The organism is Pseudomonas sp. BN102 (genome assembly GCF_029871245.1).
Lineage (GTDB): Bacteria > Pseudomonadota > Gammaproteobacteria > Pseudomonadales > Pseudomonadaceae > Metapseudomonas.
In genome coordinates this window covers 17,122-31,585 of sequence record NZ_SSON01000077.1, presented here as the reverse complement: position 1 = coordinate 31,585, position 14,464 = coordinate 17,122, and the positions used below count along the sequence as shown (strand labels likewise).

The following is a 14,464-nucleotide window of genomic DNA, read 5'->3' as shown; positions in this document are numbered from 1 at the left end:
TCATGCGGGGTGTGCTCCAGGAAGGGGCCCGTTCCAGAGGGTAGCTAATTGAACGATATGGCAAAAAATCTGATCCTGTGGCTGATCATCGCCGCTGTGCTTGTCACGGTGATGAACAATTTCTCCAGCCCGAGCGAGCCGCAGACTCTTAACTACTCGGAATTCATCGAGCAGGTTAAAGAAGGCAAGGTCGAGCGTGTGACCGTGGATGGCTTCGTCATTACCGGCAAGCGCAATGACGGCGAGCCCTTCAAGACCGTTCGTCCGGCCATCCAGGACGGTGGCCTGATCGGTGACCTGATCGACAACAACGTCATCATCGAAGGCAAGCAGCCCGAGCAACAGAGCATCTGGACCCAGTTGCTGGTGGCCAGCTTCCCGATTCTGGTGATCATTGCCGTCTTCATGTTCTTCATGCGCCAGATGCAGGGCGGTGGCGGTGGACGCGGCGGCCCGATGAGCTTCGGCAAGAGCAAGGCGCGCCTGCTCTCGGAAGACCAGGTCAAGACCACCTTCGCCGACGTCGCCGGTTGCGACGAGGCCAAGGAAGAGGTCAGCGAACTGGTGGAGTTCCTCCGCGATCCGGGCAAATTCCAGCGCTTGGGTGGCCGTATCCCTCGTGGCGTGCTGATGGTCGGCCCGCCCGGCACCGGCAAGACCCTGTTGGCCAAGGCCATCGCAGGCGAAGCCAAGGTACCCTTCTTCACCATTTCCGGCTCCGATTTCGTCGAAATGTTCGTCGGTGTGGGTGCGTCCCGCGTCCGTGACATGTTCGACCAGGCCAAGAAACACGCGCCCTGCATCATCTTCATTGACGAGATCGATGCCGTGGGTCGCCATCGTGGCGCCGGCCTGGGCGGTGGGCACGACGAACGTGAGCAGACCCTCAACCAGTTGCTGGTGGAGATGGACGGTTTCGAAATGAACGACGGCATCATCGTGATCGCTGCGACCAACCGTCCGGATGTGCTCGATCCCGCGCTGCTGCGCCCGGGCCGTTTCGACCGCCAGGTGGTGGTAGGCCTGCCCGATATCCGTGGCCGTGAGCAGATCCTCAAGGTGCATATGCGCAAGGTGCCGATGGGCGAAGACGTCGAGCCGGCGGTCATCGCGCGCGGTACGCCGGGCTTCTCCGGTGCCGACCTGGCCAACCTGGTCAACGAAGCCTCGCTCTTCGCCGCCCGCGTCAACAAGCGCCTGGTGGAGATGAAGGAATTCGAACTGGCCAAGGACAAGATCATGATGGGCGCCGAGCGCAAATCCATGGTCATGTCCGAGAAGGAGAAGCTCAACACCGCGTTCCACGAGGCCGGTCACGCCATCGTCGGCCGCCTGGTGCCCGAGCATGATCCGGTCTACAAGGTGTCGATCATTCCCCGTGGCCGCGCCCTGGGCGTGACCATGTTCCTCCCGGAGGAGGACCGCTACAGCCTGTCCAAGCGTGCGCTGATCAGCCAGATCTGCTCGCTGTTCGGTGGCCGTATCGCCGAGGAAATGACCCTGGGCTTCGATGGTGTCACCACCGGCGCCTCCAACGACATCATGCGGGCGACCCAGATCGCCCGGAACATGGTGACCAAATGGGGCTTGTCCGAGAAGCTCGGCCCGCTGATGTACGCGGAAGAGGAGGGCGAAGTGTTCCTCGGCCGCAGCGCCGGCGCCCAGCACGCCAATCTCTCTGGTGAGACGGCGAAGATGATCGACCAGGAAGTCCGTCGCATCATCGACGAGTGCTACACCACGGCGAAGCAACTGCTGGTGGAAAACCGCGACAAGCTGGACGCGATGGCCGAAGCCCTGATGAAGTACGAGACCATCGACTCCGAGCAGATCGACGACATCATGTCCGGTCGCACCGCTCGTGAACCCAAGGACTGGCAGGGTGGTTCCGGCACCTCCGGCACTCCCGCCCCGCGCGAAGAGGCCAAGCGCCCTGAAACCCCCATCGGTGGGCCAGCTGGCGAACACTAAGGCCTGTTGATGAAGTCATTGCAGTACCCGACCCGGTTGCCTTTCGGCAGCCGGGTTCTTGATTTGGCCCAGCCGCAAGTCATGGGCATCCTCAATGTCACGCCCGACTCCTTCTCAGACGGCGGCCGCTTCAGCGGTCGTGACGCCGCATTGCGTCATGCCGCTGAAATGGTCGCGGCGGGCGCGACCCTGATCGATGTCGGCGGGGAGTCGACCCGCCCCGGTGCGCGCGCGGTCTCCCCGGCCGAGGAGCTGGAACGTGTGGCGCCGGTGGTCGAGGCTATCGCCCGTGAGCTGGACGTGGTGATTTCACTGGATACCTCGACACCTGCGGTGATGCGTGAAGGCGCGCGCCTGGGGGCGGGGATGATCAACGACGTGCGCGCCCTGCGTCGCGATGGCGCCCTCGATGCGGCCGCGGATAGCGGCCTGCCGGTCTGCCTGATGCACATGCTCGGCGAGCCGGGCAACATGCAGCAGGATCCGCGCTATGGGAATGTCGTGCGGGAGGTGCGGGACTTTCTCGCCGAACGCATGCAGGCCTGCGAGACGGCGGGTATTCCAGCCGAACGGGTCATCCTGGATCCGGGGTTCGGTTTCGCCAAGACCCTGGCGCACAACCTCAGTCTGTTCAAGCACATGGAGGCGCTGCATGAGTTGGGGCGCCCCTTGCTGGTCGGGGTTTCGCGTAAAAGCATGATTGGCCAGGCGCTGGGACGGGAAGTCCATCAGCGCCTGTACGGCAGTCTCGCCCTGGCCGCCCTGGCGGTGGCAAAGGGTGCCTGCATCCTGCGCGTGCATGATGTCGCGGAAACCGTCGACACGGTACGCATGGTCGCTGCAGTTCAAGCGGCGGAATAAGAAAACACGGAGCATATTCATGAGCAGAAAGTACTTTGGCACCGACGGTATTCGCGGGCACGTAGGGCAATTCCCGATTACTCCGGATTTCATGCTCAAGCTTGGCTGGGCCGCTGGCATGGCGTTCCGCAAGCAAGGCAAGTGCCGCATCCTGATCGGCAAGGACACGCGGATTTCCGGATACATGTTCGAGTCCGCCCTCGAGGCCGGCCTGGTTGCCGCCGGTGCCGACGTGATGCTGCTCGGCCCGATGCCGACCCCGGCCATCGCCTACCTGACCCGTACCTTCCTGGCCGATGCGGGCATCGTTATCAGCGCGTCCCACAATCCCCATGAAGACAACGGCATCAAATTCTTCTCCGGCAAGGGCGCCAAGCTCTCCGACGAGGTGGAATTGATGATCGAGGAGCTGCTGGACCAGCCGATGACGGTGGTCGACTCGGCACAGCTCGGCAAGGTTTCCCGGATCAACGACGCTGCCGGTCGCTACATCGAGTTCTGTAAGAGCACCACCCCGGTCAGCACCGATTTCGCCGGTCTCAAGCTGCTGGTGGATTGCGCCCATGGCGCCACCTACAAGGTCGCGCCCAGCGTGTTCCGTGAGCTGGGCGCCCAGGTGAGCGTGTTCGCGGCGCAGCCGAACGGCCTCAACATCAACGACCGTTGCGGCTCCACCCATATGGCTAGTCTGCAGGCTGCAGTCATCGACCAGCATGCGGACATCGGTATTGCCTTCGATGGCGACGGTGACCGGGTGCTGATGGTCGACCACACCGGGGCCGTGGTGGACGGTGATGAGCTGATCTACCTGATTGCCCGGGATCTCCATGGTCGCGGCAAGTTGAGCGGCGGCGTGGTGGGCACGCTGATGAGCAACCTCGGTCTGGAACTGGCGCTCAAGGACCTCGAGGTTCCCTTCGTTCGCGCCAAGGTCGGCGACCGCTACGTGATGAGCGAGCTCCAGGCCAATGACTGGACGCTGGGCGGTGAAAATTCCGGCCATATCGTCTGCAGCCATTTCACCACCACCGGTGACGCCATCGTCGCCGCATTGCAGGTGTTGATGGCGCTGCAGCGCAGTGGCCAGTCCCTGGCCGAAGCGCGCCAGGGCATGCGTAAGTGCCCGCAGGTGTTGATCAACGTGCGCTATGCCGGTGGTGATGTCGATCCGGTCAGCCATCCGGCCGTGCAGAATGCATCTGCCCGCGTCACCGAGGAGATGGCGGGGCGCGGCCGCGTGCTGCTGCGCAAGTCCGGGACCGAGCCGCTTGTGCGGGTAATGGTCGAAGGCGACGATGAAACGCTGGTGCGCGGCTATGCCGAAGAGCTGGCGAAGGTCGTTACAGAGGTATGTGCTTGATTTGTCTTGCTAGTTGCAAATCACTTGGGTAATATCTGCGCCCACTTTGATCGACGAGATAAAGCATGCGCCGACCTTTGGTAGCCGGTAACTGGAAAATGCACGGTACCCGCGCCAGTGTCGCAGAGCTGATCGAAGGCTTGCGCCAATTGGTCTTGCCTGCTGGAGTCGAAGTTGCGGTCATGCCGCCCTGTCTGTACATCAATCAGGTCCTTCAGGGCCTGGGCGACAAGTCAATTGTCGTAGGTGCGCAGGATTGTGCGGTCGAGCCGGTGCAGGGAGCCCTCACTGGAGAGATTGCAGCGAGCCAGTTGGTGGATGTAGGTTGCAAGCTGGTCTTGGTTGGTCATTCGGAGCGTCGCCTGATTCTGGGTGAAAGCGACGAAATCGTGAGTCGCAAGTTCGCTGCTGCTCAATCCTGTGGTCTGGTACCGGTGCTCTGTGTCGGTGAGACCCAAGAGCAGCGCGAAGCCGGCAAGACGCTCGAAGTTGTGGGGCGTCAGCTGGGTAGCGTGATCGAGGAGCTTGGCGTAGGTGCGTTTGCGCAGGCGGTAATCGCTTATGAGCCGGTTTGGGCCATAGGTACGGGGCTGACAGCCTCGCCGCAGCAGGCGCAGGAAGTGCACGCCGCTATCCGGTCGCGGCTCTCGGCGGAGAATGCTGAAGTCGCTCGCGGTGTACGGATTCTGTACGGCGGCAGTGTGAAGGCGGCCAGTGCGGCCGACTTGTTCGGCATGCCGGATATCGATGGGGGGCTCGTTGGTGGTGCTTCCCTGAATGCGGATGAGTTCGGTGCGATCTGTCGCGCCGCAGGAAGCTGACGAGATGCTGGAAACTGTCATTGTTGTAGTGCACTTGCTGGTTGCCCTGGGCGTGGTAGGCCTGGTGCTGGTCCAGCAGGGCAAGGGTGCGGATGCTGGTGCGTCCTTCGGTTCCGGTGCTTCGGCAACCGTGTTCGGAAGCCAAGGTTCCGCTACCTTTTTGAGTAGAGTTACTGCTATACTCGCCGCGGTTTTTTTCATTACCAGCCTGGGCTTAGCGTTCTTCGCTAATGAAAAGGCTGATGCGCTGAGCAACGTAGGCCTGCCGGATCCGGCGGCTCTCGAAGTCCAGCCAAGCAAGCCGGCAGCTGATGATGTGCCGGTGCTCGAAGAGCAAAAGCCAGCAGGCAATGCGGCTGACGTACCTCAGGCTCCAGAGCAGAAGTAAGGCAAGTTTTGCCGAGGTGGTGGAATTGGTAGACACGCTACCTTGAGGTGGTAGTGGCCATAGGCTGTAGGGGTTCGAGTCCCCTCCTCGGTACCATACAAAAGGAACGCCCGCAGCAATGCGGGCTTTCTTCTTAGTGGGATGTGCGGTTGACCATGCAAGGTGCTGGCCGTATACTCTCGCACCAGCTTTGACGCGGGGTGGAGCAGTCTGGTAGCTCGTCGGGCTCATAACCCGAAGGTCGTTGGTTCAAATCCAGCCCCCGCAACCAGTAGTCGCGAAGCCCCTTTTTAGGGGCTTTTTGCTAGCTGGACAGTTGGCCTCCGATCACAGATCAGGCGGTTTTGAAGGGATGGGCGTTTCGCCCATTTTTTATTTGCACAGCATGCGAGAGGCAATCAGGTGTCGAGCAAGCTAGAACAGTTGCAGGCCTTGTTGGCCCCGGTAGTCGAAGCGCTCGGTTATCAGTGCTGGGGCATCGAGTTCCTGTCTCAAGGGCGGCATTCGCTGCTGCGAGTCTATATCGATCACGAAAACGGCATCCTGGTCGACGACTGCGAGAAAGTGAGTCGGCAGATCAGTGGCGTGCTCGACGTCGAGGACCCGATCAGCAGTGAGTACACCCTCGAAGTATCGTCGCCGGGTATGGATCGTCCGCTGTTCACCCTTGAACAGTTCGCGGCCCACGCCGGCGAGTTGGTCAAGATCAAGCTGCGGTCGCCTTTCGAAGGGCGGCGCAATTTCCAGGGGCTCCTCCGCGGGGTGGAGGAGCAGGACGTGGTGGTTCTCATTGAAGACCGCGAGTTCCTCCTTCCGATCGAGTCGATCGACAAGGCCAACATCATTCCCCGTTTTGACTGAGACGCGGATCCCGCGGATCCAATGGATTGCGAAAGGCGAGGCGTACGATGAGCAAAGAAGTACTGCTGGTTGTTGAGTCGGTATCCAACGAAAAGGGTGTACCGGCTGGCGTGATTTTCGAGGCACTGGAGCTGGCCCTGGCCACTGCTACCAAGAAGCGTTTTGAGGACGAAGTCGACCTGCGTGTGGAGATCAATCGCCACAACGGCAACTACGACACGTTCCGTCGCTGGGCCGTGGTCGATGAAGAAGAGCTGGAGAACCCGGCCGCCGAGCTGACCCTCGAGCAGGCCCGCGAGAAGGACGAAAGCGCCAAGCTGGGCGACGTGGTCGAAGAGAAGATCGAGTCCATCGAGTTCGGCCGTATCGCTGCCCAGACCGCCAAGCAGGTCATCGTGCAGAAGGTTCGCGAGGCCGAGCGTGCGCAAGTGGTAGAGGCGTACCGCGAGAAGCTGGGCGACATCATTTCCGGCACCGTGAAGAAGGTAACCCGCGATAACGTCATCGTCGACCTGGGCAACAATGCCGAGGCGCTGCTGGCCCGCGAAGACATCATCCCCCGCGAGACCTTCCGCGTCGGCGCCCGCGTGCGTGCCCTGCTGAAGGAAATCCGCACCGAGAACCGCGGTCCGCAGCTGATCCTGTCGCGCACCGCGCCGCAGATGCTGATCGAGCTGTTCCGCATCGAAGTGCCGGAAATCGCCGAAGAGCTCATCGAAGTGATGGCCGCGTCCCGTGACTCGGGTTCCCGCGCCAAGATCGCCGTCCGCTCCAAGGACAAGCGGATCGACCCGCAGGGTGCCTGCATCGGCATGCGCGGTTCCCGCGTCCAGGCCGTATCCGGCGAATTGGGCGGTGAGCGTGTCGATATTGTCCTGTGGGACGACAACCCCGCACAGTTCGTGATCAACGCCATGGCCCCGGCCGAAGTGGTGGCGATCATCGTCGACGAGGATGCCCATGCCATGGACATCGCCGTTGCCGAGGACAACCTGGCCCAGGCCATTGGCCGTGGTGGTCAGAACGTTCGCCTGGCCAGCCAGCTCACCGGCTGGACCCTGAACGTGATGACCGAAGCGGACATCCAGGCCAAGCAGCAAGCCGAGACCGGCGGCATCCTGCGCGCCTTCGTAGATGAACTGGAGGTGGATGAGGAGCTGGCCCAGGTACTGGTCGAAGAAGGCTTCACCAGCCTGGAAGAAATCGCCTACGTGCCGATGGAAGAGATGCTCAGCATCGAAGGCTTCGACGAAGAGATCGTCAACGAGCTGCGTGCGCGTGCGAAAGACCGTCTGCTGACCAAGGCCATCGCGACCGAAGAGAAGCTGGCGGACGCCCAGCCTGCCGAAGACCTGCTTTCCCTGGAAGGCATGAACAAGGACCTGGCTGTGGAACTCGCCGTACGTGGCGTTATTAACCGCGAAGATCTGGCCGAGCAATCGATCGACGACCTGCTCGACATCGACGGCATGGACGAAGAGCGTGCCGGCAAGCTGATCATGGCCGCCCGAGCCCACTGGTTCGAGTAAGTATCGCGGCCTGAGGAGAGAAGTGCATGACGCAAGTCACGGTGAAAGAACTGGCCCAAGTGGTCGATACACCGGTGGAGCGCCTGCTGCTGCAGATGCGCGAGGCGGGATTGCCGCACACCAGCGCCGAGCAAGTTGTGACCGACAATGAGAAGCAGGCCCTGCTGGCTCATCTCAAGAGCAGCCACGGCGAGCGAGTCGAAGAGCCGCGCAAGATCACCTTGCAGCGCAAGACCACTACCACGCTGAGGGTCGCCGGTAGCAAGACCATCAACGTTGAAGTACGTAAGAAGAAGACGTACGTCAAACGCAGCCCCGACGAGATCGAGGCCGAACGCCAGCGCGAGCTCGAAGAGCAGCGCGCTGCGGAAGAAGCTGCTCGCCTGAAGGCCGAGGAAGAAGCTCGCCGGCGCGCCGAAGAGGCCGCCCGCCGCGAGGCTGACGCCCGTGCCAAGGATGCTGTGGTCCGGGCCGCTCCGGCCGAGGCACAGACTGCTGCCGCGGCCGCAGAACCGGTTGCCGCCGTCGCCCCTGTGGCTGCCGTGGCAGGCGCTGCTGCACCGGCTCCGGGTGCGGCCGTCGAACGCAAGAAGGAAGAAGTTCGTCGTCCCGAGCGTGCTCGTGACGAGGACGAGCGCCGCGATCGCAAGCATGCGCAGCACCGTCCTTCGATCAAGGAGAAGGAAAAGGCTCCGGCTCCCCGAGTCGCGCCGCGCAGCACGGAGGAAGAGAGTGATTCCTTCCGTCGCGGCGGCCGAGGCGGCAAGTCCAAGCTGAAGAAGCGTAACCAACATGGGTTCCAGAGCCCAACAGGACCCATCGTGCGTGAAGTCAGCATTGGCGAGACCATCACAGTGGCCGAACTGGCTGCGCAGATGACCGTCAAGGGCGCGGAAGTCGTCAAGTTCATGTTCAAGATGGGCACCCCGGTGACCATCAACCAGGTGCTCGACCGGGAAACCGGCCAGCTGATCGCCGAAGAATTCGGCCACAAGGTCAAGCTGGTCAACGAGAACGCCCTGGAGGAGCAACTGGCGGAGTCCCTGCGGTTCGAGGGCGAGGCCCTGACTCGTGCGCCGGTAGTGACCGTGATGGGTCACGTCGACCATGGCAAGACCTCTCTGCTCGACTACATCCGCCGTACCAAGGTGGCCAGTGGCGAGGCGGGTGGCATCACCCAGCACATCGGCGCCTACCACGTGGAAACCGACCGCGGCATGGTGACCTTCCTCGACACCCCGGGCCACGCAGCGTTTACCGCCATGCGTGCCCGTGGCGCCAAGGCCACCGACATTGTCATCCTGGTGGTGGCGGCCGACGACGGCGTGATGCCGCAGACCGAAGAAGCCGTACAGCACGCGAAAGCGGCTGGCGTGCCGATCGTGGTCGCGGTGAACAAGATCGACAAGCCGGAAGCCGACCTGGACCGGATCAAGAATGATCTGGCCGGCCGTGACGTGATCCCGGAAGAGTGGGGTGGCGACACCCAGTTCGTGCCTGTATCGGCCAAGGTCGGTACCGGCGTTGACGAACTGCTGGAAGCAGTACTGCTGCAGGCCGAGGTACTGGAACTCACCGCGACCCCGTCGGCCCCGGGCCGTGGCGTGGTGGTCGAGTCCCGTCTGGACAAGGGCCGTGGCCCAGTGGCTACCGTGCTGGTCCAGGACGGTACCCTGCGTCAGGGCGACATGGTCCTCTGTGGCGTCAACTACGGTCGCGTCCGTGCCATGCTCGACGAGAACGGCAAGCCGGTGAAAGAAGCTGGCCCGTCCATTCCGGTCGAGATCCTCGGCTTGGACGGCACCCCGGACGCCGGTGACGACCTGACCGTAGTTGCCGACGAGAAGAAGGCCCGCGAAGTCGCCCTGTTCCGTCAAGGTAAGTTCCGCGAGGTCAAGCTGGCTCGTCAGCAGTCTTCCAAGCTGGAGAACATCTTCGAAAGCATGGGCCAGGACGAGAAGAAGACCCTCAACATCGTGCTCAAGTCCGATGTGCGTGGTTCTCTCGAGGCCCTGCAGGGCGCCCTGGCCGACCTCGGCAACGAGGAAGTGCAGGTGCGTGTGGTCGGCGGCGGTGTCGGTGGTATCACCGAGAGCGACGCAAACCTGGCGCTGGCGTCCAACGCCGTACTGTTCGGCTTCAACGTGCGTGCTGATGCCGGCGCACGCAAGATCGTCGAGCAGGAAGGCCTGGACCTGCGCTACTACAACATCATCTACGACATCATCGAAGACGTTAAGAAAGCACTGTCCGGCATGCTCGGCAGCGAAGTCCGGGAGAACATCCTGGGTATCGCCGAAGTGCGCGACGTGTTCCGTTCGCCGAAGTTCGGCGCGATTGCCGGCTGCATGGTTACCGAGGGTCTGGTACACCGCAACCGTCCGATCCGCGTACTGCGCGACGACGTGGTGATCTTCGAGGGCGAACTGGAGTCCCTGCGCCGCTTCAAGGACGACGTTGCCGAAGTCCGTGCCGGCATGGAGTGCGGTATCGGCGTGAAGAGCTACAACGACGTCAAGGTCGGCGACAAGATCGAAGTCTTCGAGAAGGTCCAGGTGGCGCGCACGCTGTAAGTGCCGCGCTTGCCACAAGTCGGGAGCCAGGAGCTGGAAGCCAACGCTTTCCACTCCTGGCTTTCGACTTTTAGCGTTCATGAGTGAAACGAAATGGCTAAAGACTACAGCCGTACCCAACGCATCGGCGACCAGATGCAGCGTGAGCTGGCGCTGCTGATCCAACGCGAGATCAAGGATCCGCGTCTGGGTCTGGTGACCATCACCGCGGTCGACGTGAGCCGCGACCTGTCCCACTCCAAGGTGTTCATCACCGTCATGGGGCAGGACGACAATGCCGAGAAGGTCAAGCTCAACCTGGATATCCTCCAGGACGCCGCAGGCTTCCTGCGCATGCAACTGGGCAAGGCCATGAAACTGCGCAGCGTGCCGCAACTGCACTTCCACTACGACGCCAGCATCCGCCGCGGGGCCGAGCTGTCCGCGCTGATCGAACGCGCTGTAGCAGAAGACCGCAAGCACCCGGGCAACGACGAGGAGTGATCGCGTGGCCCAGGTGAAACGTATCCGCCGTAACGTCAGCGGCGTGCTGATCCTCGACAAGCCACGTGGCATGAGTTCCAACGCCGCGTTGCAGAAGGTCCGCTGGCTGCTCAACGCCGAGAAGGCCGGGCATACCGGCAGCCTCGATCCCCTGGCCACCGGCGTGCTGCCGCTGTGCTTTGGCGAGGCGACCAAGTTCTCCCAGTACCTGCTGGATGCCGACAAGGGTTACGAGACCCTGGCCCAGCTGGGCGTCACCACCACCACCGGCGATGCCGAAGGCGAAGTGGTCGAGCGTCGGGAGGTGACCGTCGGTCGCCCGGAAATCGAGGCATTGCTGCCGCGTTTTCGCGGTGAAATCAAACAGATACCGCCGATGTACTCGGCCCTGAAGAAGGACGGCCAACCCCTCTACAAGCTGGCGCGAGCCGGTGAAGTAGTGGAGCGCGAGGCGCGTTCTGTTACTATTGCGCGCTTGGACTTGCTGGCCTGTGAAAACAGCCAGGCAAGACTGGCCGTAGCCTGCAGCAAGGGCACCTATATCCGCACCCTGGTCGAGGATCTCGGCCAGGTACTGGGATGCGGGGCCCATGTGGCGGAGCTGCGCAGGACCCAGGCGGGCCCCTTCGCACTGGCCCAAGCGATCAGCCTGGAGACCCTGGAGAAGGCCCACGCCGAAGGCGGCAACGAGGCACTGGACCAGTTCCTCCTGCCCGTCGACAGTGGCCTGGAACATTGGCCGCTGATCCAGTTGACCGAGCACAGCGCCTACTACTGGCTACATGGCCAGCCGGTGCGGGCTCCGGAAGCGCCGAAGTTCGGCATGATGCGAGTACAGGATCATACCGGTCGCTTCATCGGTATCGGTGAAGTGAGCGATGACGGGCGCGTAGCGCCGCGTCGACTGATTCGGTCGGAATGACCGATTCGAGGATGGCTGTTAATAGGCACGGTCACTCCTCTTTTTTGAACACGGGGCGCAGGTCCCGGCCTATTACCTCAGAGGAAGCCCATCATGGCACTGAGCGTTGCAGAAAAAGCCCAGATCGTTAACGAGTACAAGCAAGCTGAAGGCGATACCGGTTCTCCGGAAGTGCAGGTTGCCCTGCTGACCGCCAACATCAACAAGCTGCAGGACCACTTCAAGGCCAACGGCAAAGACCACCACTCCCGTCGTGGCCTGATCCGTATGGTTAACCAGCGTCGCAAGCTGCTGGACTACCTGAAGGGTAAGGACACCTCTCGTTACAGCGCCCTGATCGGTCGTCTGGGTCTGCGTCGCTAAGCGACACAGACGCGTTTGAAGCTGGAAGCCGGAAGCTGGACATCGTTCCAGCTTTCGGCTTTCCAGCTTCAAGCATTTTCAGGGATTGCCTCGGGTCCGACTCCCGCCACTCCCCCGATTTCCCCCAAGGCAACACAGAGAAGGAAAACACCGTGAACCCGGTAATCAAGAAATTCCAGTTCGGTCAATCGACCGTAACCCTCGAGACTGGCCGTATCGCCCGTCAAGCCTCCGGTGCAGTTCTGGTCACCGTCGATGAAGACGTCACCGTGCTGGTGACCGTGGTCGGCGCCAAGCAGGCCGATCCGGGCAAGGGCTTCTTCCCGCTGTCCGTGCACTACCAGGAAAAAACCTACGCTGCCGGCCGCATCCCCGGTGGTTTCTTCAAGCGTGAAGGCCGTCCTTCCGAGAAGGAAACCCTGACCTCGCGCCTGATCGACCGTCCGATCCGCCCGCTGTTCCCGGAAGGCTTCCTCAACGAAGTGCAGGTCATCTGCACCGTGGTCTCCACCAACAAGAAGACCGATCCGGACATCGCCTCCATGATCGGTACTTCCGCTGCCCTGGCCATCTCCGGCATTCCCTTCGCCGGCCCGATCGGCGCCGCTCGCGTGGCCTACCACGAAGAGACCGGCTACCTGCTGAACCCCAACTACGAACAGCTCAAGGCTTCGAGCCTGGACATGGTGGTTGCCGGTACTCAGGACGCGGTGCTGATGGTTGAGTCCGAAGCCCAGGAGCTGACCGAGGACCAGATGCTGGGCGCCGTGCTCTTCGCCCACCAGGAATTCCAGGCCGTGATCAACGCCGTCAAGGAATTCGCCGCCGAAGCCGGCAAGCCGACCTGGAACTGGTCCGCCCCGGCCGAGAACACCGCCCTGCTCAGCGCCATCAAGGCCGAGTTCGGCGAGGCCATCTCCCAGGCCTACACCATCACCATCAAGCAGGACCGCTACAACCGTCTGGACGAGCTGCGTGATCAGGTCATCGCCCGCTTCGCTGGCGAGGAAGCCGGCCAGTTCCCGGCTGGTGAAGTGAAGGACGCCTTCGGTCTGCTCGAATACCGCACCGTTCGCGAGAACATCGTCAACGGCAAGCCGCGTATCGACGGCCGTGACACCCGCACCGTGCGTCCGCTGAAAGTCGAAGTCGGCGTGCTCGGCAAGACCCACGGTTCCGCCCTGTTCACCCGTGGCGAAACCCAGGCCCTGGTGGTTGCCACCCTCGGCACCGCCCGCGATGCCCAGCTGCTGGACACCCTGGAAGGCGAGCGCAAGGATGCCTTCATGCTGCACTACAACTTCCCGCCCTTCTCGGTCGGTGAGTGCGGTCGTATGGGCAGTGCCGGTCGCCGCGAGATCGGCCACGGCCGCCTGGCCCGTCGTGGCGTTTCCGCCATGCTGCCGAAAGGCGACGAGTTCCCCTACACCATCCGCGTAGTGTCCGAGATCACCGAATCCAATGGTTCCAGCTCCATGGCTTCCGTCTGCGGCGCCTCCCTGGCCCTGATGGACGCTGGCGTGCCGATGAAGGCGCCGGTTGCCGGTATCGCCATGGGTCTGGTGAAGGAAGGTGACAAGTTCGCCGTCCTGACCGACATCCTGGGTGACGAAGACCACCTGGGCGACATGGACTTCAAGGTTGCCGGTACTGCCAAGGGCGTCACCGCCCTGCAGATGGACATCAAGATCAACGGCATCACCGAAGAGATCATGGAAATCGCCCTGGAGCAGGCGCTGGAAGCGCGCCTGAACATCCTCGGCCAGATGAACCAGGTGATCTCCCAGTCCCGCAGCGAGCTGTCGGCCAACGCACCGACCATGATCGCGATGAAGATCGACACCGACAAGATCCGCGACGTCATCGGCAAGGGCGGCGCGACCATCCGTTCGATCTGCGAAGAAACCAAGGCTTCCATCGACATCGAAGACGATGGCAGCGTGAAGATCTTCGGCGAAACCAAGGAAGCGGCCGAGGCCGCGCGTCAGCGCGTTCTGGGTATCACCGCTGAAGCCGAAATCGGCAAGGTGTACGTGGGCAAGGTCGAGCGCATCGTCGACTTCGGCGCCTTCGTCAACATCCTGCCGGGCAAGGACGGCCTGGTGCACATCTCGCAGATCAGCGACAAGCGCATCGACAAGGTCACCGACGTGCTGCAGGAAGGCCAGGAAGTCAAAGTCCTGGTTCTGGACGTCGACAACCGCGGCCGCATCAAGCTGTCGATGAAAGACGTGGAAGCTGCCGAAGCTTCGGGCGTCTGATCGCGGCGATTGCCAAGCGATAGAAGAGAGGGCCCCTTGCGGGCCCTCTTTTTTTGCCTGGAAAATGGCGA

12 protein-coding genes and 2 tRNA genes are annotated in these 14,464 nt (G+C 62.3%); all 14 read left to right on the top strand.

Annotated elements, in window-relative coordinates; all coding sequences use genetic code 11:
• Positions 1-57 precede the first annotated feature (57 nt).
• On the top strand, positions 58-1,971 hold the full coding sequence (gene ftsH / locus E8F12_RS24200; RefSeq protein WP_280327733.1) for an ATP-dependent zinc metalloprotease FtsH: 1,914 nt from the start codon (positions 58-60) through the stop codon (positions 1,969-1,971).
• A 9-nt stretch (positions 1,972-1,980) separates the two neighbouring features.
• Entirely contained in the window at positions 1,981-2,832 is an 852-nt protein-coding gene (gene folP, locus E8F12_RS24195) for a dihydropteroate synthase (protein WP_280327732.1), read from the top strand.
• Between the two features lie 19 nt (positions 2,833-2,851).
• Positions 2,852-4,192, top strand: a complete 1,341-nt coding sequence (gene glmM, locus E8F12_RS24190; protein WP_280327731.1) for a phosphoglucosamine mutase — start codon at positions 2,852-2,854, stop codon at positions 4,190-4,192.
• A 65-nt stretch (positions 4,193-4,257) separates the two neighbouring features.
• Positions 4,258-5,013 carry a triose-phosphate isomerase gene (tpiA, locus tag E8F12_RS24185; RefSeq protein WP_280327730.1) on the top strand — a complete coding sequence of 252 codons (756 nt, stop codon included), beginning with the start codon at positions 4,258-4,260 and terminating at the stop codon, positions 5,011-5,013.
• Positions 5,014-5,017: 4 nt separating this feature from the next.
• Positions 5,018-5,401, top strand: a complete 384-nt coding sequence (secG, locus tag E8F12_RS24180) for a preprotein translocase subunit SecG (protein WP_280327729.1) — start codon at positions 5,018-5,020, stop codon at positions 5,399-5,401.
• A gap of 10 nt (positions 5,402-5,411) precedes the next feature.
• Positions 5,412-5,497 (top strand) — tRNA-Leu (locus tag E8F12_RS24175).
• A gap of 98 nt (positions 5,498-5,595) precedes the next feature.
• Positions 5,596-5,672: transfer RNA gene (locus tag E8F12_RS24170), tRNA-Met, on the top strand.
• 131 nt (positions 5,673-5,803) lie between these two features.
• Positions 5,804-6,262 carry a ribosome maturation factor RimP gene (rimP, locus tag E8F12_RS24165; RefSeq protein WP_280288741.1) on the top strand — a complete coding sequence of 153 codons (459 nt, stop codon included), beginning with the start codon at positions 5,804-5,806 and terminating at the stop codon, positions 6,260-6,262.
• A gap of 47 nt (positions 6,263-6,309) precedes the next feature.
• Positions 6,310-7,791, top strand: coding sequence for a transcription termination factor NusA (nusA, locus tag E8F12_RS24160; protein ID WP_280327728.1), 1,482 nt, complete (start codon positions 6,310-6,312; stop codon positions 7,789-7,791).
• A 26-nt stretch (positions 7,792-7,817) separates the two neighbouring features.
• Positions 7,818-10,364, top strand: a complete 2,547-nt coding sequence (gene infB / locus E8F12_RS24155) for a translation initiation factor IF-2 (protein WP_280327727.1) — start codon at positions 7,818-7,820, stop codon at positions 10,362-10,364.
• A 93-nt stretch (positions 10,365-10,457) separates the two neighbouring features.
• Positions 10,458-10,847, top strand: a complete 390-nt coding sequence (gene rbfA / locus E8F12_RS24150) for a 30S ribosome-binding factor RbfA (RefSeq protein WP_280327726.1) — start codon at positions 10,458-10,460, stop codon at positions 10,845-10,847.
• 4 nt (positions 10,848-10,851) lie between these two features.
• On the top strand, positions 10,852-11,769 hold the full coding sequence (gene truB, locus E8F12_RS24145) for a tRNA pseudouridine(55) synthase TruB (RefSeq protein ID WP_280327725.1): 918 nt from the start codon (positions 10,852-10,854) through the stop codon (positions 11,767-11,769).
• A 93-nt stretch (positions 11,770-11,862) separates the two neighbouring features.
• Positions 11,863-12,132 carry a 30S ribosomal protein S15 gene (rpsO, locus tag E8F12_RS24140; protein ID WP_044874075.1) on the top strand — a complete coding sequence of 90 codons (270 nt, stop codon included), beginning with the start codon at positions 11,863-11,865 and terminating at the stop codon, positions 12,130-12,132.
• A gap of 152 nt (positions 12,133-12,284) precedes the next feature.
• Positions 12,285-14,393: a polyribonucleotide nucleotidyltransferase gene (gene pnp, locus E8F12_RS24135; protein ID WP_280327724.1), complete on the top strand. Its 2,109-nt coding sequence runs from the start codon at positions 12,285-12,287 to the stop codon at positions 14,391-14,393.
• Positions 14,394-14,464: the final 71 nt, after the last annotated feature.

Coding starts and splice junctions, on each gene's coding strand:
- ftsH (WP_280327733.1), top strand. CDS start 58: ATGGCAAAAAATCTGATCCTGTGGCTGATCATCGCCGCTGTGCTTGTC.
- tpiA (WP_280327730.1), top strand. CDS start 4,258: ATGCGCCGACCTTTGGTAGCCGGTAACTGGAAAATGCACGGTACCCGC.
- rbfA (WP_280327726.1), top strand. CDS start 10,458: ATGGCTAAAGACTACAGCCGTACCCAACGCATCGGCGACCAGATGCAG.
- folP (WP_280327732.1), top strand. CDS start 1,981: ATGAAGTCATTGCAGTACCCGACCCGGTTGCCTTTCGGCAGCCGGGTT.
- rpsO (WP_044874075.1), top strand. CDS start 11,863: ATGGCACTGAGCGTTGCAGAAAAAGCCCAGATCGTTAACGAGTACAAG.
- nusA (WP_280327728.1), top strand. CDS start 6,310: ATGAGCAAAGAAGTACTGCTGGTTGTTGAGTCGGTATCCAACGAAAAG.
- secG (WP_280327729.1), top strand. CDS start 5,018: ATGCTGGAAACTGTCATTGTTGTAGTGCACTTGCTGGTTGCCCTGGGC.
- infB (WP_280327727.1), top strand. CDS start 7,818: ATGACGCAAGTCACGGTGAAAGAACTGGCCCAAGTGGTCGATACACCG.
- glmM (WP_280327731.1), top strand. CDS start 2,852: ATGAGCAGAAAGTACTTTGGCACCGACGGTATTCGCGGGCACGTAGGG.